Origin of the sequence: Roseburia hominis A2-183 (assembly GCF_000225345.1) — a bacterium.
Classification (GTDB): Bacteria; Bacillota; Clostridia; order Lachnospirales; family Lachnospiraceae; genus Roseburia; species Roseburia hominis.
In genome coordinates this window covers 1,481,422-1,503,802 of record NC_015977.1, presented here as the reverse complement: position 1 = coordinate 1,503,802, position 22,381 = coordinate 1,481,422, and the positions used below count along the sequence as shown (strand labels likewise).

The following is a 22,381-nucleotide window of genomic DNA, read 5'->3' as shown; positions in this document are numbered from 1 at the left end:
CCTCTATATTCTGCAATTTTTCCGATAGGTATCTTTCCACTCTGCAAGCATTCCTGCAATTTCATCTTCCTGCCCGTCGGCAAACAGTCCGTCCACCTGCTCTTCAAACTGACGGATCTCCTCCGTCCGGGAAAGCTCGGAAAGTCTGTGCGCCGCCTCCGCCGCCTCCTCTGCCGTCATGCCGCATTCCGCCGCCGTATTCTTGAATCCGTCATCATCGTGCAGACACCGGTACGCATAGAGACATTCGCGGAGAGATTCCGGATTTTCATTGAGTCCGTACGCCTTCCGGTAACAGTCCGCTGCTTCCCGAAACCGGAATAATCCAGTATACGCTTTTCCCATGTTATGCCAGACATTCCCGACCAGGATCGGATTCTCCGCTTCCTGATCCGCAAGCAATGCCCTGTACGCCGAGACGGCTGCCGCATAGCGCCCGTTTGTCACATAGCGGTCAGCGCGGATCTTGCTGCACTCGTATTCGGATTTGTGTTCCAGCTCCGCGATCTGCTGCGCAATCTGCGCGATCTGCATTCTGTCACAATACCCGCTCTGCGACAGCAGACAGGTCACAAACTCGGACAGGGTGCCGCCTTTTCTCACAATCTCCCGAAGGGCATCTGCAGCATCTTTTAGTTTCAGTTCCCGTTCCAGCCAGTTGCAGAGATCCTCATTCATAAAATCACTGCGGAGCAGATAGACATTGTGGCAGATATAATAACTTAATTCCTCCAGCGAGTAAACGCCGATTGCCGCCTCCTCCACATAATATGGAAATGCCGCCATATTCTGATTGCACAGAATCAATTCTCCCATCGTCTTCTCCCACACCTCTACGGATTCTCTTCCGAAAATTCCATCCGGTAATCCCACACTTTATCCGAACTCTTAAATAATTCCCCGAATCCAAGATCCCGGATCTGGATCCAGACCTTTGTATCCGAAACCGGTTTTGCCGTGATGCGAAGCCTCGTTGCCTTGTCCGGGCGTTCCGGCAGATCCAGAAGCTTTAGCTTCTCCACCTTCGCCTCCCGGGTTCCCGGCGGCTGCAGCCAGAAATCAATCTCCGGCGTTCCCGCAAGGATCACTTCGCACATTCCCTGCGTCTCGTACCAGTTGTCCCCTGCACTGATCAGCGTATAGAACTCTGCTTTTCCCATATTCCGGACTTTTAAGCTGACATTGACTTTCATCTCATTGTCACCCAGATATACATAATCCCAGTTTTCCTGCTGTTCACTGCACAAGGCGGCGTAGCAGGCCCCCTTGGAGTACAGATTCTTCCCGACAAACGCTCTCCTGCCCTGACACAGAAACGCCACGGACTGTTTCATCCAGTCCCCGTCAAATCCGTCTCCCGTCAGGTACACCGACGAGACAATATGTCCGCGGAAGCAGTCCTTTAGAATGCCAAGAAAATTCTCGTCCCGGCTGTCCGCATTCATCCGGCGCACTTCCTCCGCCAGCGAGATCAGCTGCGGCGTCGTGCGTTTTTCCTTATATAATCTGCAGCAGCGGATATCCTCCCTGCGGTAATCGAACAGATACACGTCGTGCATCGAAAGTTCCGGCACCTGATGGTAGGCAAAATAGTAAAAACATTCTTTCCGGTCAAGCAGCTGCAGCTTTTCCCGGTCAATTCCAAGCTTCGGCGCCATCGAAAGGAACAGCTCCGTCGCCTCCCGCGACAGCTTTTCCATACAGATGACCAGCCGTTCCGGCTCCCATCTTCTGTCGGGGCCGCATGCCAGTCGTATCAGTTTTTTCAGATAGAGGGTCAGCAGTTCCTCCGCCGGATAGGTCTCCCCATCCACAAAAACCTTCTCACCGCCGACCGCCCGCGAGAGAAGTCTGCCGTTCGCCTCCTCGCCCTGTGCAATGGCAAGCCGCACTGCCTCCTCGCCGACAAACCACTGCCCGATTCCTTTCTTCTTGGTAATCAGCGCCGGAATCTGATAGATTTCGCTCCCTGCAATCGCAGAAAAGGTCTCCGGTTCTTTCTTATTCAATTCATAGCTGCTGATCACAGCGTACTGGTCATCCAGATCGATTCCCAGATAAAACCGGTGTTCCATATGTTCCCCTCTCTGTGCTACAATAGCCGGTATGCCTCTTCCGTCACTTTTGTCATGCCATAATAGCGCTTCATCTTCCCGGCAAGCTTCTCTCTGTCATCGAGCGTACACGCCAGCAGCATCTCATTCAGCCATGCGTAGCGGTCCCCGCTGCCCTCTTCCATAATATCCCCGTTGCCCAGGCAGCCGCTCGCCCCGATCTGCCCGTCCGCGGTCTGGCTCTCCAGGATATAATACTGAACCTTCTCCCCGAAGAACAGGATAAAGTCTTTTACATAGATTCCGTCATACATTTCCGTCAATTCATCCGCAAGATATTCCTGCTGTGCCTCCAGCCGGTAATGAACCTCGATCTGCTGCCCCGGCGCGGTGTGATATTCCAGAAAGAACTTATCTGTAAGCTGATATTTGCGCAGCAGCTTTTCGTCGAACTTCCGGAAAAATGCAAAATACAGATTATGCCGGATGCAGGTGTCAAGAAGCTCGTCCGCGATCTTTCTGTCACGCTCCGACAGGTGATTCTCCGAGAGATATTTTAGCAGTGCAAGCCGGCAGACGCGGTTTAGATCGCCCCCGGTCAGATAACGCTCCCTGATCTGGCGGAACACATGCTCCGGCACGACGGCGTCCTCCGTGAGATACATATTGGCAAAATAAGAGAGATACGCCATGCAGACCAGATCTCTGCCGCCCCCTGCGCAATAACTTTCGTAGATCTCTTCCATATGCGGCGTGTAATCGGTCGTATAGAGCATCTGTGTCAGAATCCGCTCTTCCAGATCAAACGTGTCGATCTGAAATTCGCCCGCAGCTTTCCACAATTCCGCCATCTGCTTGGTCGGCCCATTAAAATACTTGCAGAGGTAAATCAGCATGACATCGCTGTATTTTCCCTGCCGGAAGGTGCTCTCCGCAAATCCCAGCAGAAAATCATCCTCCTCATAGCCGTGATCCGCGATCGCATAGCTGCAGAGGGAGACGCGCCACTCCGTCTTCAGATAATCGTAGCCGTCGATCTGCACCATCTGATAGGCCTTCTCATAGAGGTGGTTCTCCGTCAGAAGCGCGGCCATCTGCCTGCGCACACTCACGTCGGAAAGTGCCTCCGCGAGCTGCCCCTTCATCAGATCCAGTTCCCCCTCCGAATAGGAAAAATCCCTGCCGTCTTTTTTCTCGTAAGAAATCAGCGCAAGTGCAAGCCGGACGAGATAGGTTCTGGAAAGTCTGCCTGACTGCAGCAGCTGCAATGCATAGGTCTTCTCGGTATCGCTCCATGCCTCCGGCTCCATATGCCTGCTCATATACCAGAGCAGATAGGCGTTCTCCCCCGGTGCAAGCGAGAGACACTGACCCACATACCGCTCCGGATACATCAGCGCCTCATCCTGGTATACCACACTCGAACAGAACCGGTTGCCGTTCGTATCTTCCAGCACAATGCTATACTGTGGCGTATACGCCTTAAAATAGGCGGTTCCGTTCACAAACGACACGCTCTGCGGCATTTTCATCTCCTCATGCCAGATGATGGCTCGGGCGATCTGACGGTTGGTGCAGCTGATTCTGTGTGTGAACAAAAGCGGCGCCAGACTGTGTGCCAGTTCTTCATCCAGTATACCCTTGGGCAGCATCTCATCGTAGATCACCGCCAGATGATCGTTGATGTGCCCCGCCTCGATCTGTGCCATTGCAAACTGCTCCATCGTGCGCTGATATTTCTGGTATACCTCCGGCTGTTTCGTTCTGGCTGCTATGATATTGACAAACAAGACCGCCTTCTGCGTATAGGAAAGCGTACTGTCATACTGGAAATACATCTGAATCATGCGCGGAACTCCGCCCACCTCACGCGCATCCAGCGACATCAGATACGCCTCATAGAGTCCTGTAAGCCTTATCTTCTGCTCGATTCCGAGCTCATACCACCGGTGGTACTCGGTTTCGTAACACTGTGTGCGGATCAGATATGCACAGATGGCAGAAAGCATCTCCTCCTCCGGCTCCACCTGATACGCCGCCTCTAAGATCTCGTACAGTACCCGCGACTTCTCACGCACCTCCGGCAGCAGATGCCTGATCTGCTGTGCAAGTTCCTTTGTGAGGACTCCCTGGCGCATCGCCCACCGCAGGACTTTCAATTCATACGTTCCCAGTCTGGTTAAAAGATAGGGATCCTGCCAGATCAGATAATAGCTTTCCAGATAGAGATACGGGCTGCTGCATCCGCCCTCGATCCATGCTTCAATCGCCTTATACTTTCTTGGACTGCTGTAATAGTAGGATTCCCGCAAAAACAAAAGAATCCAGAACAACAGCGAACTCTTCGGATTCTTCTTAAAAAGGAGTTCAATCTCATCCGTCAGCTTATCGACATAGGACGGTTCCCTCTCAATCAGTGTGCACAGATACAGATAGTATCCCCATTCCGGCGTCTCCCTGTCCCTGCAGCCGCGCTTATAATCCTCCATAATCCACGAAGCTTCCTGCTTCTGCCGGTTCACAATCAACGCCTGCGCTTTCATCAGCGCATACATCTCACACTCCGGTTCCATTGCCATCATATGATCCAGGAGCTCCACGGACTGATTCGCCCATGCGCCGGTCACAATCTTTTTCAGCCGGTAATCAATATATAGCTGTGCAAGCCGCATCCGTCCGCGCTGTAATTCCAGATGCTCCTCCGATACGGCTTTTGCGCCGTCCGTCGTGGCGCACACTTCAAACGTAAGCGTCTGCTCCGGCAGGACAATCGAAAGTCTTCCAAAATTCTTCCCGGCATGCATGGCAGCTTTTTTCACATAATATGGCACTTCCAGTGTGCTTCCGATAAAATCCTCATCCGTCAGCTGACTCTTTTCCGGCAAAAGAAACGGCGCGTCCGACTCAATCGAAATGGAGAGATAGCCCCACTCATCCCGGTGCAGCTTCAGGCTCTCCCTGCGGTCGCCGGCGACCTGCTCGAATGAGGCATGATCCGCAAGAAGCGTAACCGCAACCGGCTTTTTCTGTCTGCACCCGCGCAGATATTCCTCCACCTTCTGCCATGACGCCGTGCCGTCCGCCTCCCCGTCATAGAGAAGACGCTCCCTGACCTCGGAGGGCTTTAGTATATTTTTAAAATGACCGGAATAAAACAGATGATATGCCTCTTGGGCACTGCTTTTTGCCAGTCCCGTAAAATCGTTCAGATTCTTAATGCGTCCCGCAGAAGTATCCGCATACAATCTGGATACAGACACAACAAAAGAAAGGTTATATTCTCCCTGGTTGCAGATTAGAAAAAAATCCCCCTTGACAATATCCCCTTCGATCAGTCCATTGCTATGAAATTGGTACCGGATCCGCACCTCTTCCCCCTCAAACTGGGGTGTCAGACATTCCATTCTGGAATCAGAAGTATAGACTACTCCCCGAAACGGCACATGGTTCGTACTTGTGATAATGAAATCTCCGGTGTAATCTCTACCCTCCGTCACCTCAATGTCGACTTTATCTGCAGAAAAAGAAAGAAGCGGTCTGGCGTATTGGAACTTTCCCCTTGCTAGCTGTTGTATCCGTTTACGCAAATTGACACCTGCTTTTCTATTGCTTTTTTGAACGCAATGACTATAATAGATTATAAACTAATTTGGAGGAGTAATCAATGATAAAACACAAGGACCATTTTCATGGAAGTGATCTCGAGAAAATAGAAGAAATCTACGGCATTAAAAAGGAAGAAATTGTCAGTTTTTCCGCCAATGTCAATCCGTTAGGAGTATCTCCGCTGTTAAAACACACGCTGTCCGATCAGATCGACGCCATTACCAGCTATCCGGACAGGGAGTACACTTCTCTGCGCAGATGCATCGCTGCATACTGCGGAACCGAGACTGAGAATGTCATTGTCGGAAACGGCTCCACCGAGCTGATCTCCCTTTTTATTCAGGTCGAGCATCCGAAAAAGGCCCTTGTCATTGGTCCTACTTACTCTGAGTACGAACGTGAAATCGCGCTGGGCGGCGGCACCACACTCTATTATCCGCTGCGGGAAGCCGATGACTTCAAGCTCAATGTCGAGGATTTTCTCTCGCACTTAAATGAGAGCATTGATCTTCTCGTCATCTGCAATCCCAACAACCCGACTTCCTCCTCGATCCCGCGCAGCGACATGCGCCACATCTTAGACGTCTGCAAGCAGTACGACATCTATGTCATGGTAGATGAGACTTACGTGGAATTCGCCGATAATATGGCAGAACTCACGGCAGTTCCGCTGACAAATTATTATAACAACATCGTGATTCTCCGCGGCACCTCCAAGTTCTTTGCCGCTCCGGGACTGCGTCTCGGATACGCCGTCACAGGCAACCGCGATCTGATCAAGTCCATCAATACACGCAAGAATCCGTGGACGATCAATTCTCTTGCTGTCATCGCCGGTGAGACAATGTTCACCGACAGCGCCTACATCAAAGAGACCAAATCGTTGATCTCCTCCGAGCGCGCCCGCCTGTGTAAGCTTTTTAATAAGAATCCGGACTTCAAAGTATACGATCCAAGTGCCAACTTTGTTCTGGTGCGCATCCTGCGCGAAGATCTCACCTCGCAGGATCTGTTTGACCGCGCCATCCGGCAGAAAATGATGATCCGCGACTGTTCGACGTTTCCGTTTCTGGATAATAAATACATCCGGCTCTGCTTTATGAAGCCAGAGGACAACGACCGTCTGATCCGTTGTCTCTTCCATTAGAATTAAAGAGAAGCGGGATCTGTAATATTGGAGGAAAGCAGATAACTGGAAGTTCCGGATAGAACAGACGGCGGCAATTCTGACCGCAAAATCCGGTATTTCTAACCATGCCGCGCTTGGCATCTTCGATGATCCATGTCTTTCCAAGCTTGGAGCACTCCACGGACTGTGTCCGCAAGCCGGCAGACAATTTTAGGACTTTTGTGTGTGTCCCTTATGGCCACCTCTGAACAAAACATAACCGCGCGAAGCCGCTGTCTGAGTCGGCATCTGCCCTGTTTTCAATAGCAGATGCCGGCGAGTTCGGTTCGCGCGGTTTTATATTGTCTGTGAAGAGGTGCCATTAGGGACACCAAAAAGTCCGCTCATTGTCTGCGGCTCGTCGGACACACTCTGTGAGTGTCCAAACGTGGAAGAGACACGGAATTGGATGTCAAGCACGGCATGGAAGAAATACATGAATTTTGCTTCAAAGAATTGCCGCCGTCTGTTCTATTCCGGAACTTTCGGTTCTCGGGTAATCTCACAATATCATGGATCCCGCTTTTCTTTTTATGTAAACTGCTTCATCTCGTCAGTTCTGCCTCGGATCGTTCCGATGGCCCCCTTTACTTCCTCCGCATAGTTCCGGTTCTGCTCGCTTATCTCACGCACCTGCTCGGCGCTTGCAGTCACTTCCTCTGTCGCTGCAGACAGCTGTGAGATATTCTCCACAATACGGTTGTTGGAATCCGACAGTCCTGTGATCTGTCCCGCGATCTCATTGATATCTCCTATAAGCTGTGACATATTTTCATTCAGACGTTCAAAAGACTCTGCCGCAACCGCAATCTTCTCATTCTGGCTCTCTGTCGCTTCCACCGAAGACTCCACCGAAGTCATAACGTCGCGTGCATTTTCATTCAGCTCGTTGATGATCGTGGTAATCTCCTCCGTGGACTTCTTCGTCTGCTCGGCAAGCTGTCTGATCTGTTCAGCAACCACGGCAAATCCGCGTCCTGCCTCACCGGCTCTCGCACTCTCAATGGATGCGTTGAGTGCCAGCAGGTTCGTCTGGTTGGAGATATTGAGGATCATGCCTGCGATCTCCTCGACCTCCTTGGTCTTATTCTGCAGGCGTGTCATGGACTCCGTCACTTCATGATTCGTCGCCGCAATCTGCTCGGACTGGTTCTTCAATTCTTCCATTACCTGCAGATTCTCCTGAATATTCTCATTGGAATCCGTCGCCACATCCACCATCTTTCTGGAGCGCTCGCCCGTCTCGTCAATAGCCGACTGGATACTCTGTGTCATATTATTCTGCTCTTCGATATTCTTCGCCGTCGTGTTGGTTGCGGAAGAAATCTCCTGCATGCTCTGCGCAACTGTCTCCGAAGTGTGCACCAGTTCATCCACAAGACTGGTACTCCTCTCAGACTCATCCCGCACAGTCTTTGAGATGTCAAGGATTCCTTCCAGCATCACCTTCTGTTTCTCACCCTCGGACGCTGCAGAACCCAGTGCATGATCGCTGAATGTCTTGGCTATGCTGCCCACCCGGTACATAATGAAAAATAACAGATACACACATAATACCCGGCACAAGCTGTCCACATCCTGCAAACCAATCCCCTTGATTACACGAATGACCTCCACCAGTGTAAATAACGCCGTAAAAGCGATACAGGTCTGTTTATATCTCTTCATATCATAATACGGAATCTGCAATGTCAGAATGGCAATAAGTGCAAAATAGATAAACTCTGCATCTGTCTGCATTCCAATCAACGCAAATTCTACGCCGACACCGATGGCAACAACCCTCTTTAATCTCACATCAGACTTATTGCGCAGATAAAACGCCAGTTCAACCACCGCAAATAAAATAATCAGCACAACATTTCCGACCGCCGTACCGACCGCAATGCTCTTGCTCGCAAGCTTCGCCAGCAGATACACCCCAAACAGTACCCATAAAATAACCACTGCAAAAATATAAAATGTATTCATATAGCGGTAGCGTTCACTCTTATCTTTATAAATGTAATTCCTGTCTGAACCCGATGTCTGACCCATAGTCTTACTCCCTCCTGTCACTCTTTCTCTATCGATTCAAAATCTTTTTTTATTATAGTTCATTTCTCCTATTTTTTCTACTGTTTTTCAATTATTTTGACTAATTTTTTACACATTCCTTATCCTCGCGCAACACAACGCATCCGCTTCTTTTCCGTAAGCTGCGGCGGGTTGCTCCAGCGACATAATTCTACTCCGACGCAGTGAGATCCTGCCGAAGGGCTTTTTCATTCATAGGACGTAATTTCCTATGAAAAAATCCGGCGGATACTTCCGCCGGATCTCTCATCCCCACTCTTTTTCATATGCCGTATACAAAAACTCCACGCAGCCGTCTACGCGGTACAGCCTGAAATTCTGTAAAAACAAAAGTGCCGCCTCGTACATTTTTTCATCCTGCTCGTCCGCAAGGCTTCCCTCAAGCAGATAACTCATGCCGTTGTGGTATTCCCGTCCGTCCTGTATCGTGTAGTGGCGCCACAGTTCTTTTCGTTGCGCACATGCGGTCTGCTCCCGCATAAGCGTCTCCAGAAACTGTACGCACGGTCTTTCTGCCTCGCTGTAATGATTCCGGTACAGATACACAAAATGGTGCGGCGGTTCGATTCCGGAATTCTTCAAGCCATACTGGTTGACCGGATAATTGTCCTTCTGCTGCACCCAGCCAAACACCCCGTGAAATGTCAATCCGCCAACCGCCGCAAACTGCGTCCTCTGCTCTAATTCCTCCGGGGAGGATACCTTCTCTCCCAGTTCCGCTGCAATTCTTCCGGCAACCACAAAAAGCCGTCTGTGCATCTGTGCACAGCGGTAAAAATACCAAGCGTCATAGTACGTCGTGCCGGACCAGTTCAAGCCGCAGCGCGCCGTCAGGCGCTTTCCCGCTCTCTCCATGGAAAATACACTCATCCGCGCATTGGCACGCAGGAAAAATTCAAGGACAGTCTCCGTGATTTGCGGCTCCGTCTTCCTGCCGGTGCCGCCTCCCGTGTCCTTACACTTCTGGCAGCACAGGCCAAACAGTTCTCCCACACCGTCCTCGTCCAGCTTTTTTTCGTGATAGTCCCGCAGGATGGCATTGGCAATCTGATAGAGAATGTTGGCTTTCCACTTTCCCACCATGCGCACGATCCCCATGATATCCTCATAGGATTCACACCAGAGTTCCTCCGGATCCTCCGAATGTTCAAAGGTGTCTCTTCCGGGGCGGATCCAGCTCTCGCCGTCGACTGCCGGTCTGGCTTTTTCGCTTTCCGCCTCCCGCTCCTTCGCCTCTTTGAGCAGAGACTCCAGAAAGAGAACGCTCCACTTTTTTCTGCCGGTCTTCTCCGGAATCCGGTCTGCTGCGCTGACCTTTTTTGTCTTCACCCGCTCTGCTTCCATTCCTAACCTTTCGCATTGTAGCGGCTGCCGGTCTGCCGCGTCTGATTACTGTCCGACGCATAGCGGCTGTAATTGCCGCTGGTCATATAAGAAGTTGCAGAAAGCGCTGCCGCCTGTTTTCTACAGTTGCTCTTCACACCCGAAGCCAGCACCTGCACGCGGTTCGACAGCGTGCTCTTATCCCCGAAAATCTTCTGCACCGCCTCCGGTTTTACTGTCTGAAACACCGTCTTATCAAACGACAGCGTGCCGTCTTTCTCCAGCGTGATTCCGATCTGTTTTAAGGCGGTCTCCCGCGCGGAAATCTCCGTTTTCAGCTTCTTTGCATACGTCTCGTCCACACTGTCCGACAAGTCACCAATCTTGCGGATCATCATATTGTAATCGGATACAAAACTTTCCATTTCCTTCGTAAGCTGCTTTCCGGCGTCCTCTCCCTCCTGGTAAAGGGATTTTTCTCCCTCCTCCAGAAAACGCTTCATATGCGTCTCCACACGCTCCGCCGCCAGTCCCGTGATCTCATAATCGTAGCTTTTTTTCTGATTCTCCACGATTTTGTCGCCGGATACGGCTGTCCCGTTTTGAAACTGATTTAAAAACTGCATCCACGCAGATGTCCTGTAGTTTTTACTCTTTGGCGCGCTCTGCGTCGTTCCTTTGGATGATGCGCGTGTCTTTGTGCTGCTGGAAAACGCACGCATCTTTGCCAGCCGGTTGTTCCTCGCACCCAGAATGGCAGACTGGTCTCTGTTATAAATTCTCATACTCATTTTCCCCGTTTCTTTTCTGTATCCCTATCGTTCGTTAAGATACGTCTCATAAGCCGACGCAAAATCATTAAACTTCTGTTTCGCCATCAGAATGGACTCCCCGTTCTTCAGCAGGATCGTTCCCACCTCAAAACTTTTTACCGCGGCAAAATTCACCAGATACCCGCGATGGCAGCGGAAAAACCCGTTGCCTAAAATTTCTTCCACCTCCTTCATTCTGGCATAATATGCAATGATTCCCGTGTTTGTGTGAAGCACCACCTTACGCCCCACACTCTCTGCATAGAGAATGGTTTTCTGATCCACACAGCAATAGGTTCCGTCTGTTTTAATCAGCAGCGGGCGCTTCCTTTCTGCCCCTGCTTTTCTCTGTTTCAGTTCTCCCGCATTGTCAAACGCTTTTCTGCGGAACCATACTGGAATCTTTTTCTGGCACTCCTCTATGCCACTATCCGAAAGGAAAAGAACATCCGGCATTGTGCCGCTTCCCTCAATTTCATCTCCGCAAAGAATCTGTACATCCTCTCTTACATATTCGCCTTCCATCTCTTTTAAATACTTACGCACGGATGCCTCATTCCCGCACGCCGCAATGTATAACACTCATATTCCTCCCCGCTTTCGCATCCATGCTCTGTTTTCTACTTTATATATCGGTCATATTTTTCATTCTTTTATTTTTCGTAACGAAATACGCTGTTTTTGTCATCAAAAAACAGTTGACACGCTTACTGTATTATTGTATTATCTTATTAGTACAGATGATTTAGTAGAAAGGAGATGACACTATGGCATGGACCCTTGATTCTGATCGTCCCATCTTTTTACAGATTGTGGAACGAATCCAGACGGACATCGTTTCCGGCCGCTACCAGCCGGGAGATAAGCTTCCGTCTGTACGTGATCTCGCAGCGGAAGCATCCGTCAACCCGAACACCATGCAAAAGGCCTTTGCAGAACTTGAACGCACCGGTCTGGTCTATTCCAGGCGGACCAGCGGACGTTTTATCACGGAGGATTGTCATATGATAGAACAGTTAAAAACCTCTCTCGCTACCAAGAAAATGGAAGAATTTTTAGCACAGATGCGGCAGCTCGGCTTTCAGAATGATGAAATCCTGTCGCTCATGAATCAGACGATGAAAGGGGAAAAACAATGAGTACCTTGTTGGAATGTAAAGATCTGACCAAATGTTACGGCAAAAAAACCGCCATCGACCATATCAACCTCGCCATTGAGAGCGGACATATCATCGGTCTGCTCGGACCGAACGGAAGCGGCAAAACCACTCTGATCAAGATGATCAACGGTCTGCTTGCCCCCACCTCCGGTTCCATCTTCATGCAGCAGAATCCGATCGGCGCAGAGAGTAAGAAGCATATCTCCTACCTGCCGGATCACACTTATCTGAATATGAACGAGCGGGTTCGCGATATTATCCGGTATTTTTCCGATTTCTATGAAGATTTTGATGAGAAGCGTGCCTACGACATGTTGGGAAAACTTCAGATTGACGCCTCGGATCGTTTGAAGACCATGTCCAAGGGAACCAAAGAAAAAGTGCAGCTGATTCTCGTAATGAGCCGTCATGCGGATCTGTATATTTTAGATGAGCCGATCGCAGGCGTCGATCCGGCAGCACGCGATTTTATTTTAAATATCATTCTGTCGAATTACGAACCGGAAGCTTCCATTTTGATCTCGACGCATCTGATCGCCGACATCGAGAATATTCTGGATGAAGTCATCTTCATCGATCACGGTCAGATCCGGCTCACCGCATCCGTGGATGATATCCGTATGAACAACGGTAAGTCCGTCGATGCACTTTTCAGGGAGGTATACAGATGTTAAAAAAATTATTTAAATATGAATTTAAGAGCACGGCAAAGATCATGTTGATCCTGTACGCCATTCTGATCATCACCACCTCCGTAGGTTCCGTGGTGCTGTATTCCTTAGATCTGGATCAGGCGGGTGAAAGCAAACTGGCATCCATTCTATCCGTCTCCGCGATTGTCCTTTATATCCTTGTCATTTTTGCTGTCCTTATCGTGATGTACGTGTACCTGTGTGTCCACTTCTACCGCACGATGTATTCCGCTCAGGGATATCTGACACACACGCTCCCGGTAAAAACACTTGCTCCCTTTCACGTAAAACTGATAACCTCCTTCGTGTGGATGTTTCTCTCCATGGCTCTGATGACTGCCTCCATCGTGGCGCTTATCGCCAGCGCCTCCCACGGAACCGCATGGCAGGATTTTACTTCCGCCTGGGAGGAGTTATTCGGTCAGGACGTATTTTCCTTCCATTTCATCTTCCAGATGGTATTGGGCGTAATCTGCTCCTGCTTAACCTACCTGCTCTGGGTGTTTGCAAGCGCTTCGATCGGACAGCTTTTCTCCAGCAATAAAGTGGCTGCCTCCCTCGTTGCAGGCATCGTCCTCTATTTTATGCAGCAGATTTTCTCCATGATCCTCATGTTTGGAACCGGTATGTTCCAGTCGGGAGATAATTCCGTGAATTTCTTTGCCGTTACCACAACGATCGACAATACGACCACATCGACGGCAAGTATCCTGCCGAGTTCACTGTTTGTCACCAGCAACATTTACTCGATCATCGTCATTGTCATTTTGTACCTTGTGTGCGCGAGAATCATCACAAAGCATCTGAATCTCGAATAACGTTCTATCAGGGGCTGCCACTTAAGACCGGCAACGCCTCTGGATGTGATAAGTAATATTATCAGAAGATCACACCGTGGGATTTCAGATGGAAATGTAGATGGGATATTCGTTGGAGAAAAATGTGAGTATTTCTTCCAGCTGAATGTTTGCATCGAATTCCGTGTCTCTTCCACGTTTGGACACTCACGGAGTGTGTCCGACAAGTCGCAGACAATGAGCGGACTTTCTGGTGTCCCTAATGGCACCTCTTCATAGACAATATAAAACCGCGCGAACCGAAACTCGCCGGCATCTGCTATTGAAAATATGGCAGATGCCGGCTCAAACATCGGCTTCGCGCGGTTATGTTTTATTCAGAGGTGCCAATAAGGGACACGCACAAAAGTCCTAAAATTGTCTGCTGACTTGCGGACACAGTCCGTAGAGTGCTCCAAACTTAGAAAGACACGGATCATCGCGGATGCAAACATTCTGTTGGTTAGAAATTCCACATTTTTTGAACCGAATTTCCATCTGCATTTCCACATGAAATCCCCAAGTGTGCCTCTTATAATATTACTTATCTAATATTTCTTATGCATGAAAGGAGGCTGCCACTCATGTGACAGCCCCTTCCCGAATCTATTACGTATTTATTTTGTGTTCAAGTATGCGTCAATTCCCTTCGCAGCCGCTTTTCCTGCACCCATTGCCAGGATGACCGTTGCAGCTCCTGTCACGGCATCTCCGCCGGCAAATACACCGCTCTTGGAGGTAGCGCCGTTTTCTTCCTCTGCCACGATACACTTTCTGCGGTTCGTCTCAAGTCCCTTTGTCGTGGAGGAGATCAGCGGATTCGGAGAAGTTCCAAGCGACATGATGACCGTGTCCGCCTCAATCTCATACTCAGACCCCGGAATCTCCACCGGACTTCTTCTGCCGGAGGCATCCGGCTCGCCAAGTTCCATCTTGATGACTCTTGCGCCTTTTACACAGCCGTTCTCATCCACTAAAAGCTCCGTCGGATTCTGTAACAGGTCAAAAATAATGCCCTCCTCCTTTGCATGATGCACCTCTTCCTTACGCGCCGGAAGTTCTTCCTCACCGCGCCGGTACACGACATGTACTTCCGCACCAAGACGCTTAGCCGTTCTCGCAGCGTCCATTGCCACGTTACCGCCGCCGACAACGATCACTTTCTTTCCCGCCTTGATCGGAGTATCGTACTCCTCTAAAAATGCCTTCATGAGGTTGTTTCTCGTCAAAAATTCATTTGCCGAAAATACGCCCATTGCCTGCTCGCCCGGAATACCCATAAAACGCGGAAGACCCGCGCCGGAACCGATAAATACCGCCTCAAATCCCTCGTTCTCCATCAGCTCATCGATCGTGACGGATTTGCCGATGACAACGTTCGTCTCAATCTTCACGCCGAGCGCCTTGACATTCTCCACTTCCGCTGCAACGACCTTCTGCTTCGGCAGACGGAATTCCGGAATACCATAGACAAGCACGCCGCCCGCCTCATGCAGCGCTTCAAAAATGGTCACGTCATAGCCCAATTTTGCCAGATCACCGGCACAGGTAAGTCCTGCAGGGCCGGAACCGATGACAGCCACCTTATGACCGTTCAACTTCTCTGCCTTCTTCGGCTTGATGCCATGCTCTCTCGCCCAGTCTGCTACAAAACGCTCCAGCTTGCCGATCGCAACCGCCTCGCCCTTGATGCCGCGGATACACTTTCCTTCACACTGGTTCTCCTGCGGACATACACGTCCGCATACTGCCGGAAGTGCGGATGACTCACTGATAATGTGGTAAGCCTCCTCAAAATTGCCCTCTTTTACCTGCGCGATAAACGCCGGAATATTGATGGATACCGGACAGCCCTTCATGCACTGTGCATTTTTGCAGTTTAAGCAGCGCGTTGCCTCCGCCATTGCCTCCTCGGCATTATATCCCAAACATACCTCCTCAAAGTTCGCTGCTCGCACCTGTGGGTCCTGCTCACGAACCGGTACTCTTGTCATTACGTCCATAGGAACCTCCATACTCTGTATTTTCTATCCGGCAGACGCACTCATTCTCTCTGCCTCCGCCTTCTAACGATCACATCTGCCTTCTCAGCCGCACTGTCCGCAGCCGCCGTGATGGGTATCTCCCTCCGTCAGCTTTAACATCGCTCTGCCCTCTTCTGTCTTATATTGCTGCTGGCGCTTCATCGCCTGGTCGAAATCCACCAGATGTCCGTCGAATTCCGGTCCGTCCACGCAGGCGAACTTCACTTCGTCGCCGACAACCAGACGGCATGCGCCGCACATTCCGGTACCGTCCACCATGATCGGGTTCATGGAAACCACCGTCGGAATTCCCAGTTCCTTTGTCAGCTTACAGACAAACTTCATCATAATCATCGGGCCGATTGCCACACAATGATCATAGCGCACGCCCTGATCCCAGAGTTCCTGCAGCTGCGCCGTGCCGGTTCCGTGAAAGCCGTAAGAGCCGTCATCCGTCGTCACATAGAGATTCGCTGCCACTGCCCGCATCTCATCCTCAAGAATCAGAAGATCCTTATTGCGGGATCCCATAATCACATCACAGTCCACACCATGCTCATGCAGCCACTTTACCTGCGGATACACCGGTGCGGTACCGACGCCGCCCGCGATGAACACAATCTTTTTCTTCTTCAGTTCCTCGATATCCTCATCTATCAGATCAGAAGGACATCCAAGCGGTCCCACGAAATCTGCGAACGCATCCCCCTGCTCCAAGGATACCATGCGCTGTGTGGAAGCTCCCACCGTCTGAAATACGATCGTGATCGTACCGGCTTCCCTGTTATAATCACAGATTGTGAGTGGAATACGCTCCCCCTGCTCATCAATCTTGACAATGACAAACTGTCCCGGTTCGCAATACTGTGCAACACGCGGTGCCTTGACATCCATCAGATAGATCTTGTCTGCCAGCTTTTCTTTTTTAACAATCGGATACATAATTTCCTCCTCGCCCTTTGTACTATCTTAATATAATAAAGGAAAAGCCCCTACATTTCAACGGCTTTTCCCATATTTTCTGTTTATATCTGCTATTCCGACTTCGTTTCGGACTGTATGTGACGTTTTTTCTCCCTGCGCCCTACTCCTGTGTCTCCACTTTGGAAAATAGGATACGGTCGTTATCGAGCGCCTTTCCCGCGCGGAGCGCAAACTGCTCCAACAAGTCATCCACCGACATCGCCGCACGTTCCTCTCCCACAACGTCCAACACAATGTTTCCCGCGTTCATCATCAATGTCCGGTTGCCGAGCGTCAGCGCCTGGTGCATGTTGTGCGTCACCATCAGACAGGTGATCTGCCGCTCTGCCACAATCTGTCTGGTCAGATGCAGCACCTTCTCTGCCGTCGCCGGATCGAGCGCTGCCGTGTGCTCATCCAGAAGAAGAATTTTCGGTGTGACCATCGTCGCCATGAGAAGTGTGAGTGCCTGGCGCTGACCGCCGGAGAGAAGTCCCACCGGCTGTTTCATGCGGTCTTCCAATCCCATGTCAAGCAGCGCCAGCTGCTCTCTGAATTTTTTCTTATCCGCCGCGTTGATCCTGCTGAAATATGCATTCCGGGAGGTTGTCGTCCGAAGATAGGCGAGCGCCATGTTTTCCTCGATCGTCATGTGCGGCGCCGTTCCCTTTAACGGATCCTGAAACAGATGACCGATCACTTTGCTTCTCACATGCTCCTGCTGATAGGTAATATCCTCCCCGCCGAGCATGATCAGACCGCGGTCCGGGAAAAAAGCTCCGGTGATTGCATTGAACAGGGTAGATTTTCCTGCGCCGTTGCTGCCGACGATCGTTGCGAAATCTCCGGCGCCAAGCGTCAGATTGACGCCGTTTAGGGCACACTTTTCATTGACGGTGCCGGGATTAAAGGTCTTGCTGACATTTTTCATAATCAGCATGGATTCTCTTTCTGCTGCCATATCACGCATTTCCTCCTTTTCCCATCCGTTCTTCTCTCAGTAATTCCGCAATATACTGCTCATTCTCCGCTTTTGCCGCCCGTTTCTGCCGGTAGAACACCGCCTGCTTCTTTAGGTACGGGAAAGCGATCGCCACCGCCACAATAATGGAGGACACCAGCTTTAAGCACTCTGCCGGGACATTCAGGCGAAGCGCCACCGCCACGATAAAACGGTATAGACAGCTTCCCAGAATCACGCCGATGACCCGCTTTAACATGCTGCCCTTTCCGATGATCGTCTCTCCGATAATCAGGCTGGCGAGCGCGATCGTCACCATGCCGGTTCCAAGGTTAATATCACAGGACTTCTGGTACTGCGCGAGCAGTCCGCCGGAGAGTCCCGTCAGCGCATTGGCGACGCACAGACCGATCGTAATCATCATTCCCGTATTGATACTGGATGCCCGCACCATATCCGGATTATCCCCGGTTGCCCGGATGGAAAGTCCGAGTCTCGTATTTAAAAACAGAGAGATCAATACGCCGACCAGTGCGACAATCACTGCCGCCACGATCAGCTTATACCAGGTTCCGCCGATCGCGTCTTTTGCCCATGTAAATACGGAATCGCAGGCAAACAGATTCAGGTTGGAGGCGAATCCCATCACCGCAATATTGATCGTGTAAAGTCCGGTGTTGACAATGATTCCTGCCAGAATCGACTGTATGCCGAGTCTGGTCTGCAAAAATGCCGTCACAAAACCGGAACACACACCGGCAGCCATCGCCGCCAAAAGTCCGAGTACCGGATGTCCTGCCAGCGTAACCGAAGCGCACACTGCACATCCCAGCGTAAAACATCCGTCCGTTGACAGATCCGCTATATTTAAAATACTAAATGAAATGAACAGTGCAAGTGCAACCAGTGCATAGATAAATCCCAGTTCCAGTGCACTCTGCACGATCGATAAGGTAATGATTGATCCCATATTATTCAAACTCCTCTGCCGTTACTGTCTCAACAACTTCCGAACACATATCTTTAAACATGGAGTAGTCCAGTCCAAGTGCTTCCGCCGTCTCTGTATTCACGGTCACAATTCCCCGCTCTAAGTTCTCGATCGGAGTTGCCGCCGGATCGGCTCCGTTTACCAGAATATCGACTGCCATATCGGCTGTCTTTGTACCAAGCTCCTCATAATTGACTCCGTAACCGCAGAATGCTCCGTTTAATGCGAAGGAGTCCGCTCCTGTGTAGTGCGGGATTCCCGCATCGATGAACTTCTCAAAGATGGAAAGTTCTGCCGTCATGACGGTGTTGTCCTGCGGGGTAAACACTGCGTCTACGCCCTCTGCCACCAGGGCATCCGCTGCCGCCTGCACCTCCGCAGAGGTCGTACCGGTCTTCTCCACATAGGCGATTCCCTTCTCATCGCAGTATGCCTTTGCGTCCTCAATCGCACCAAGGGAAGAAGCCTGACTCTTATCATAGAGCAGTCCGACCTTTGCGGTATCCGGATTTGCCGCCAGCATCAGATCAAAAATCGCTGCCGTGTCGATGGCATCCGACGTTCCTGTAATATTGGAACCCGGTGCGTTCACATCTGCCGCCAGTCCGGCGCCCACCGGATCCGACACCGCGGAAAATACAACCGGAATCTGATTCTCCTCGGTCGCACTCTGCATCACGACTGCGGTCGGCGTCGCAATCGGGATAATCAGATCCACATCATCCGCCACCAGATCCGCTGCAATCTGTGTCAGGATCGACTGATCTGCCTGCCCGTTGAACGTGTAATCCGCATAATCAAAGGTAACTCCGAGCTCTGCTCCCTTTGCTGTGAGTTCCGCTTCAATCGCTTTTTCAATCTGATTTAAGGAAGCATCATCCACATACTGTACAATACCGACTTTATATACGGTTCCCTCCGCCGCTGTCTGGTCTGCCTCTGCCTTCTGTGTCTCCGCCTGCGCGTCTCCTCCTGCCTCATTGGTCAATTCCACGGTCGTACCGGAGCCGGAACTGCTTCCGCAGCCTGCCACCGCTGCTGCCACCATCGTCATTGCAAGAACTGCTGTCATCATTTTCTTTTTCATAATCATTTCCTCCTTTTTCCTATTACATAAAAAAAAGCCGTCTCAAGCTATTGCTTGAGACGGTAATAAACTAATATTATCGCGGTGCCACTCATCTTGACAAAATGTCCACTCACTTCATGCACTATCATACATGCCGGATGGATAACGGGTCCGGTTCCCGGCGGCTCCTACCTGCGTATCCACTGCTCAGGCCGCCCTCAAAAGTCCATTCAACAAATCCCTCCATACTGCAATCCCACCGCCTGCAGCTCTCTGTGATCTCGGATAAATGTCTACTACTCTTTCTCAAAGGTTTATCGGTATGTCACTTACTTTAATACATTAACGTGTATTTGTCAACCTTATTTTTAAATTTCCATCAGACGGAACTTCTCGATCGTCTGCTCCAAATCCTGCGCGATATTCTGAAGTGTCTTTGTGTAGTCCGTGATGTCTGCCATCGTCGTGTTGACCTGATCTGTGGATGCATTGACCTCTTCCGTCGCCGCTGCCGACTGCTCCGATACGGATGCAATCGCCTCCATACGACTTACGACCGTATCCTTGTTGGATGACATGTCCGCATTGAGCCGGTTGATGTTCTCCATGCCGGCATTCAGCTGCTCAATCTGCGCGATAATCTGACGGAATACCTCTTCCGTGCGCTCGATCGCTTTCTGCTGCTCCGACTGAAGCTCCTCGTTCTCCTGCATGGTCTCTTCCACCTGCTTGGACTTGTCCGTAATCTCGGTGATAATCTTCTTGATCTCATCCGTTGATTCCTTGGACTCATCCGCCAGCTTCCGGATCTCGTCTGCAACGACCGCAAATCCCTTGCCCATCTCTCCGGCTCTCGCCGCCTCGATAGAAGCATTCAAGGAAAGCAAATTGGTCTGTGCCGTAATATCCGCAATCGCATCGGAAATATAGAAAATCTTGTCGATGCTGGCAATCATCTCATTCATCACTGCAAGGGACATGCTCGACTTCTCTACGGTCTTCTGTGATTTTTCGATCAGATCCTTCACGCTGCCGAGTCCCTCCGAACTGATCCGGTTCGTCTCCTCGGTCATCTGGTTGATCTCGCTGACACAATCTCTGGAGGACTCCAGACTGTTCTTGAGGTTGTCCACCTCACTGCTTGCCTCCTGCGTGCTCTCCGCCTGCTTCACCGCACCGTCAGCCACGCTCGAGATCGCCTCCGCGACCTGTCCCATCGTGCTTCTGGTATCTCCCGCGATCTCGGAAATATGATCCGAAGTCTCTAAAATATGTCTGGACTTATCCTCCACCTCACGGATCACTGTGGATACATCCTTGACCATATCGTTAAAATGCGTCTCCAGCGCACCGAACTCGTCTCCTCTGGTGACCGCAATCGTCTGGGTAAAATCTCCCTCTGCCACAGCAGCTGTCGCACGCTCAATCTTTTTGATCTCACGCACAAGGCTGTACGCGGTAATAAGCGCGATCACAATACCGAAGATCACTCCGAACGCACCCGCAAATACCAGCGCACCGTTGATCTTCGCAAGATTGCCGGTGTTCTCGACATCGCTGATGCAGCCCAGAAGAATCCAGCCTGTCACCTGGTCTGTCATCGCGGTCACCGCACAGTCCATGCCATCTGCACGCATTGTGTATACAGACTCCAGTGTGATGTCGGAAGCGCTCTCATCGCCCGCTTCCTCCAGGGCGCTCTTCTGCTCCTCCAGAGACTTCAGTTCTCCGGAAATCGGCGTCCAGAATTCCAGACCCGTCACATTTCCGTCCGCAAAGGTATTTTTGTCACTGTCGATCACAATATTGCCGTCCGCATCGATCAGCATGGCAAATCCCGTGTTGAGAATGCGGATATTCCTGATATAATTCTCCAGTTGCGCCGCATCAATATCCATCGCCACAACGCCCATTAAGACATCTTTGTATTTGACCTCCTGCGCTACGGTGAAGATCTGCCCGCCTGTCTGCGGATCCTCATAAGGCTGTGTGATATAGCTGAAAATAGAATTTACTTTTGCCTTTCTGCCCTGGCAGTTCACATACCAGTCTTCCCCGGACAGATCCACATTTTCCTCGATGGTGTTCATCGCCGTCTTATCACCGTTGTCCTCGTACTTCACCCATCCGGTGATGAGTTTTCCGCTGGACGTCGCATAATAGCTTCGCACCGCTCCCTGCGTTACCTTGCACGCCGCCACCAGTTCATCCTGCACGTTGGCAATATAGTCATCAAACTGATCCTCGTACTCCAGCTGCTTGATGGAAGTCTTGCGCGTCAGCAGATCCACCGGAAGGCTGATCGTCTTCTCATACGTCTGCAGACTGTTCAACGCGCTCTCTAACGTCTGCTCGCTTGTGAGCTGCATGTTGCTGTTTAACACATTCTTCGTACGGCTGTATGTAATCACTCCACAGATCACAACACTTCCCGCAATCGCCACAAGAAAGCTCAAAATCATTTTCGGCCCTAAACCCAATTTTTTCATCTTTTTCCTCCGTTCATACTGCAATATGACACTTTATTACTTACATTGTAGATGTTTCGCACATTTTTGTAAATATCCGGTATTTTCTTTCATTGTATTACATTCTAAACAAAAACCTCCCTGCCGGCATTCTGCCAGCAAGGAGGTTCTCAAAAAA

17 protein-coding genes are annotated in these 22,381 nt (G+C 50.6%); 4 read left to right on the top strand and 13 right to left on the bottom strand.

Annotated features, from left to right (window positions below; genetic code table 11):
* Positions 1 to 3 precede the first annotated feature (3 nt).
* From RHOM_RS06650 to RHOM_RS06640, 3 genes are read right to left on the bottom strand one after another with little or no spacing between them, the layout of a single operon-like run.
* Positions 4 to 816, bottom strand: a complete 813-nt coding sequence (locus RHOM_RS06650) for a tetratricopeptide repeat protein (protein ID WP_044024896.1) — start codon at positions 814 to 816, stop codon at positions 4 to 6.
* Positions 817 to 833: 17 nt separating this feature from the next.
* Positions 834 to 2,075 carry a DUF5716 family protein gene (locus tag RHOM_RS06645; RefSeq protein WP_014079516.1) on the bottom strand — a complete coding sequence of 414 codons (1,242 nt, stop codon included), beginning with the start codon at positions 2,073 to 2,075 and terminating at the stop codon, positions 834 to 836.
* Positions 2,076 to 2,092: 17 nt separating this feature from the next.
* Positions 2,093 to 5,641 carry a DUF5717 family protein gene (locus tag RHOM_RS06640; RefSeq protein ID WP_014079515.1) on the bottom strand — a complete coding sequence of 1,183 codons (3,549 nt, stop codon included), beginning with the start codon at positions 5,639 to 5,641 and terminating at the stop codon, positions 2,093 to 2,095.
* Between the two features lie 77 nt (positions 5,642 to 5,718).
* Here RHOM_RS06640 and RHOM_RS06635 point away from each other — a divergent pair, with 77 nt between their 5' ends.
* Entirely contained in the window at positions 5,719 to 6,807 is a 1,089-nt protein-coding gene (locus tag RHOM_RS06635) for a pyridoxal phosphate-dependent aminotransferase (protein ID WP_014079514.1), read from the top strand.
* 552 nt (positions 6,808 to 7,359) lie between these two features.
* Here the strand turns inward: RHOM_RS06635 and RHOM_RS06630 are convergent.
* The 4 genes from RHOM_RS06630 to RHOM_RS16510 form a co-directional block, all read right to left on the bottom strand.
* Positions 7,360 to 8,865: a methyl-accepting chemotaxis protein gene (locus RHOM_RS06630; RefSeq protein WP_014079513.1), complete on the bottom strand. Its 1,506-nt coding sequence runs from the start codon at positions 8,863 to 8,865 to the stop codon at positions 7,360 to 7,362.
* Positions 8,866 to 9,150: 285 nt separating this feature from the next.
* Positions 9,151 to 10,233 (bottom strand): hypothetical protein, encoded by a 1,083-nt coding sequence (locus RHOM_RS06625; RefSeq protein WP_143761682.1) that lies wholly within the window; start codon positions 10,231 to 10,233, stop codon positions 9,151 to 9,153.
* A gap of 17 nt (positions 10,234 to 10,250) precedes the next feature.
* Positions 10,251 to 11,012, bottom strand: a complete 762-nt coding sequence (locus RHOM_RS06620) for a hypothetical protein (RefSeq protein ID WP_014079511.1) — start codon at positions 11,010 to 11,012, stop codon at positions 10,251 to 10,253.
* A 30-nt stretch (positions 11,013 to 11,042) separates the two neighbouring features.
* A complete protein-coding gene (locus tag RHOM_RS16510; RefSeq protein WP_014079510.1) occupies positions 11,043 to 11,621 on the bottom strand; it encodes a LytR/AlgR family response regulator transcription factor in 579 nt (192 codons plus the stop codon).
* A 185-nt stretch (positions 11,622 to 11,806) separates the two neighbouring features.
* Here RHOM_RS16510 and RHOM_RS06610 point away from each other — a divergent pair, with 185 nt between their 5' ends.
* Genes RHOM_RS06610 through RHOM_RS06600 form a run of 3 tightly spaced genes read left to right on the top strand, consistent with a single transcriptional unit; the run spans position 11,807 to position 13,709 of the window.
* Positions 11,807 to 12,178, top strand: coding sequence for a GntR family transcriptional regulator (locus RHOM_RS06610; RefSeq protein WP_014079509.1), 372 nt, complete (start codon positions 11,807 to 11,809; stop codon positions 12,176 to 12,178).
* On the top strand, positions 12,175 to 12,873 hold the full coding sequence (locus RHOM_RS06605) for an ABC transporter ATP-binding protein (RefSeq protein ID WP_014079508.1): 699 nt from the start codon (positions 12,175 to 12,177) through the stop codon (positions 12,871 to 12,873). Before RHOM_RS06610 ends, RHOM_RS06605 begins: the two co-directional genes overlap by 4 nt.
* On the top strand, positions 12,867 to 13,709 hold the full coding sequence (locus tag RHOM_RS06600; protein ID WP_014079507.1) for a hypothetical protein: 843 nt from the start codon (positions 12,867 to 12,869) through the stop codon (positions 13,707 to 13,709). The genes RHOM_RS06605 and RHOM_RS06600 overlap by 7 nt, the downstream gene beginning before the upstream one ends.
* A gap of 635 nt (positions 13,710 to 14,344) precedes the next feature.
* Here the strand turns inward: RHOM_RS06600 and gltA are convergent.
* The 6 genes from gltA to RHOM_RS06570 all read right to left on the bottom strand — a co-directional run bounded on the left by gltA (position 14,345) and on the right by RHOM_RS06570 (position 22,224).
* Positions 14,345 to 15,730 (bottom strand): NADPH-dependent glutamate synthase, encoded by a 1,386-nt coding sequence (gltA, locus tag RHOM_RS06595; protein ID WP_014079506.1) that lies wholly within the window; start codon positions 15,728 to 15,730, stop codon positions 14,345 to 14,347.
* Positions 15,731 to 15,814: 84 nt separating this feature from the next.
* Complete coding sequence (locus tag RHOM_RS06590) at positions 15,815 to 16,693, bottom strand: sulfide/dihydroorotate dehydrogenase-like FAD/NAD-binding protein (RefSeq protein WP_014079505.1); 879 nt, start codon at positions 16,691 to 16,693, stop codon at positions 15,815 to 15,817.
* A gap of 142 nt (positions 16,694 to 16,835) precedes the next feature.
* Entirely contained in the window at positions 16,836 to 17,654 is an 819-nt protein-coding gene (locus tag RHOM_RS06585; protein ID WP_044024893.1) for an ABC transporter ATP-binding protein, read from the bottom strand.
* Positions 17,655 to 17,676: 22 nt separating this feature from the next.
* A complete protein-coding gene (locus RHOM_RS06580) occupies positions 17,677 to 18,645 on the bottom strand; it encodes an ABC transporter permease (RefSeq protein ID WP_014079503.1) in 969 nt (322 codons plus the stop codon).
* A gap of 1 nt (position 18,646) precedes the next feature.
* On the bottom strand, positions 18,647 to 19,753 hold the full coding sequence (locus RHOM_RS06575) for an ABC transporter substrate-binding protein (RefSeq protein ID WP_014079502.1): 1,107 nt from the start codon (positions 19,751 to 19,753) through the stop codon (positions 18,647 to 18,649).
* A 350-nt stretch (positions 19,754 to 20,103) separates the two neighbouring features.
* Positions 20,104 to 22,224, bottom strand: a complete 2,121-nt coding sequence (locus tag RHOM_RS06570; RefSeq protein WP_014079501.1) for a methyl-accepting chemotaxis protein — start codon at positions 22,222 to 22,224, stop codon at positions 20,104 to 20,106.
* Positions 22,225 to 22,381 lie beyond the last annotated feature (157 nt).

Bases quoted from the DNA above. Each gene is read 5' to 3' on its own strand.
- RHOM_RS06630 (WP_014079513.1), bottom strand. From the start codon at position 8,865: ATGGGTCAGACATCGGGTTCAGACAGGAATTACATTTATAAAGATAAG.
- RHOM_RS06585 (WP_044024893.1), bottom strand. From the start codon at position 17,654: ATGCTGATTATGAAAAATGTCAGCAAGACCTTTAATCCCGGCACCGTC.
- RHOM_RS06635 (WP_014079514.1), top strand. From the start codon at position 5,719: ATGATAAAACACAAGGACCATTTTCATGGAAGTGATCTCGAGAAAATA.
- RHOM_RS06605 (WP_014079508.1), top strand. From the start codon at position 12,175: ATGAGTACCTTGTTGGAATGTAAAGATCTGACCAAATGTTACGGCAAA.
- RHOM_RS06650 (WP_044024896.1), bottom strand. From the start codon at position 816: ATGGGAGAATTGATTCTGTGCAATCAGAATATGGCGGCATTTCCATAT.
- RHOM_RS06590 (WP_014079505.1), bottom strand. From the start codon at position 16,693: ATGTATCCGATTGTTAAAAAAGAAAAGCTGGCAGACAAGATCTATCTG.
- RHOM_RS06610 (WP_014079509.1), top strand. From the start codon at position 11,807: ATGGCATGGACCCTTGATTCTGATCGTCCCATCTTTTTACAGATTGTG.
- RHOM_RS06575 (WP_014079502.1), bottom strand. From the start codon at position 19,753: ATGAAAAAGAAAATGATGACAGCAGTTCTTGCAATGACGATGGTGGCA.
- RHOM_RS06600 (WP_014079507.1), top strand. From the start codon at position 12,867: ATGTTAAAAAAATTATTTAAATATGAATTTAAGAGCACGGCAAAGATC.
- gltA (WP_014079506.1), bottom strand. From the start codon at position 15,730: ATGGACGTAATGACAAGAGTACCGGTTCGTGAGCAGGACCCACAGGTG.
- RHOM_RS06580 (WP_014079503.1), bottom strand. From the start codon at position 18,645: ATGGGATCAATCATTACCTTATCGATCGTGCAGAGTGCACTGGAACTG.
- RHOM_RS06570 (WP_014079501.1), bottom strand. From the start codon at position 22,224: ATGAAAAAATTGGGTTTAGGGCCGAAAATGATTTTGAGCTTTCTTGTG.
- RHOM_RS06620 (WP_014079511.1), bottom strand. From the start codon at position 11,012: ATGAGAATTTATAACAGAGACCAGTCTGCCATTCTGGGTGCGAGGAAC.
- RHOM_RS06645 (WP_014079516.1), bottom strand. From the start codon at position 2,075: ATGGAACACCGGTTTTATCTGGGAATCGATCTGGATGACCAGTACGCT.